Annotated in this window: 2 rRNA genes; both read left to right on the top strand. The window is 58.0% G+C overall.

Features of this window, described 5'->3' with window-relative positions:
* Window positions 1-2,463, top strand: a 23S ribosomal RNA gene (locus F8568_RS46360); the annotation flags it as partial.
* 159 nt (window positions 2,464-2,622) lie between these two features.
* Window positions 2,623-2,739: ribosomal RNA gene (gene rrf / locus F8568_RS46355) — 5S ribosomal RNA — on the top strand.
* Window position 2,740: the final 1 nt, after the last annotated feature.

Raw genomic sequence — 2,740 nt, 5'->3', positions numbered from 1 at the left:
TGTGTTGGTGATGGCGTGCCTTTTGAAGAATGAGCCTGCGAGTTATGGTGTGTGGCGAGGTTAACCGGTGGCGGGTAGCCGTAGCGAAAGCGAGTCTGAAGAGGGCGTAATAGTCGCATGCTGTAGACCCGAAGCGGGGTGATCTAGCCATGGGCAGGGTGAAGCGCCGGTAAGACGGTGTGGAGGCCCGAACCCACCAGGGTTGAAAACCTGGGGGATGACCTGTGGTTAGGGGTGAAAGGCCAATCAAACTCCGTGATAGCTGGTTCTCCCCGAAATGCATTTAGGTGCAGCGTCGCGTGTTTCTTGCCGGAGGTAGAGCTACTGGATGGCTGATGGGCCCTACCAGGTTACTGACGTCAGCCAAACTCCGAATGCCGGTAAGTGAGAGCGTGGCAGTGAGACTGCGGGGGATAAGCTTCGTAGTCGAGAGGGAAACAGCCCAGATCATCGGCTAAGGCCCCTAAGCGTGTGCTAAGTGGGAAAGGATGTGGAGTTGCCGTGACAACCAGGAGGTTGGCTTAGAAGCAGCCATCCTTGAAAGAGTGCGTAATAGCTCACTGGTCAAGTGATTCCGCGCCGACAATGTAGCGGGGCTCAAGCACACCGCCGAAGCCGTGGCATTCCAGCGTTTGTTGGGATGGGTAGGGGAGCGTCCTGCAGCCGGTGAAGCCGCCGAGTGATCGAGTGGTGGAGGCTGTGGGAGTGAGAATGCAGGCATGAGTAGCGAATGGAGAGTGAGAAACTCTCCCGCCGGATGACCAAGGGTTCCTGGGGCAGGCTAATCCGCCCAGGGTAAGTCGGGACCTAAGGCGAGGCCGACAGGCGTAGTCGATGGACAACGGGTTGATATTCCCGTACCCGCTGGTATGCGCCAACGCTGAATCCTCTGATGCTAAGACCCCGAATCCTGGTTGGGGCCTTCGGGCTTCTTTCAGGCCTAGCGGTCGACCCGAGGGGGTAGTAGGTGAGTGATGGGGTGACGCAGGAGGGTAGCTCAGCCCAGGCGATGGTTGTCCTGGGGTAAGCATGTAGCCTGGTGTGCAGGTAAATCCGCATGCCGTTAAGGGTGAGATGTGATGCCGAGCCGTTTTAGGTGAAGTGAGTGATCCCATGCTGCCGAGAAAAGCCTCTAGCGAGTGTATCGGCGGCCCGTACCCTAAACCGACTCAGGTGGTCAGGTAGAGAATACCGAGGCGATCGGGTGAACTGTGGTTAAGGAACTCGGCAAATTGCCCCCGTAACTTTGGGAGAAGGGGGACCACGTCTGGTGATCCGTTTTGCACGGGGAGCTGGGTGTGGTCGCAGAGGCCAGGGGGAAGCGACTGTTTACTAAAAACACAGGTCCGTGCGAAGTCGTAAGACGCTGTATACGGACTGACGCCTGCCCGGTGCCGGAACGTTAAGAGGACCGGTTAGACTCTTCGGGGTCGAAGCTGAGAATCTAAGCGCCGGTAAACGGCGGTGGTAACTATAACCATCCTAAGGTAGCGAAATTCCTTGTCGGGTAAGTTCCGACCTGCACGAATGGCGTAACGACTTCCCCGCTGTCTCAACCACAGGCCCGGTGAAATTGCAGTACGAGTAAAGATGCTCGTTTCGCGCAGCAGGACGGAAAGACCCCGGGACCTTCACTATAGCTTGGCATTGGCGTTTGGAACGGTTTGTGTAGGATAGGTGGGAGACTGTGAAGCCCGCACGCCAGTGTGGGTGGAGTCGTTGGTGAAATACCACTCTGGTCGTTTTGAGCGTCTAACCCGCGCCCGTGTATCCGGGTGGGGGACAGTGCCTGGTGGGTAGTTTAACTGGGGCGGTTGCCTCCTAAAGGGTAACGGAGGCGCCCAAAGGTTCCCTCAGCCTGGTTGGCAATCAGGTGGCGAGTGCAAGGGCACAAGGGAGCTTGACTGTGAGACGGACGTGTCGAGCAGGTGCGAAAGCAGGGCCTAGTGATCCGGCATCTACGTGTGGAAGTGGTGTCGCTCAACGGCTAAAAGGTACCCCGGGGATAACAGGCTGATCTTCCCCAAGAGTCCATATCGACGGGATGGTTTGGCACCTCGATGTCGGCTCGTCGCATCCTGGGGCTGGAGTAGGTCCCAAGGGTTGGGCTGTTCGCCCATTAAAGCGGCACGCGAGCTGGGTTTAGAACGTCGCGAGACAGTTCGGTCCCTATCCGCTGCGCGCGTAGGAGAATTGAGAGGGTCTGTCCCTAGTACGAGAGGACCGGGACGGACGAACCTCTGGTGTGCCAGTTGTCCCGCCAGGGGCACGGCTGGTTGGCTACGTTCGGTCGGGATAACCGCTGAAAGCATCTAAGCGGGAAGCCTTCCTCGAGATGAGTTCTCCCTCCCTGCCTTTGGTGGGGGTAAGGCTCCCAATAGACGATTGGGTTGATAGGCCGGGTATGGAAGCGCGGTAACGTGTGGAGTTGACCGGTACTAATAGGCCGAGTGGCTTGAACACACTGAACGTTCAAAGCATCTCGCTGTTGTGTGGAGTGTTCGCGTCCCTGTGTGGTTCCCGGGAAGCAACCGGGGACCCGTTTGATAAGTGAAGATTCTCGAGCCGGCTGCTCGGGACGTCGAGTTTGCCCACTCCTTAGTTGGGGTGGTGCGTGAGGCGTTCGGTGGTCATGGCGGAGGGGAAACACCCGGTCCCATTCCGAACCCGGAAGTTAAGCCCTTCAGCGCCGATGGTACTGCATGGGAGACTGTGTGGGAGAGTAGGACACCGCCGGACA

Origin of the sequence: Actinomadura physcomitrii (genome assembly GCF_008923205.2) — a bacterium.
Taxonomy (GTDB): Bacteria; Actinomycetota; Actinomycetes; order Streptosporangiales; family Streptosporangiaceae; genus Spirillospora; species Spirillospora physcomitrii.
This window is presented reverse-complemented; position numbering and strand designations above follow the sequence as displayed.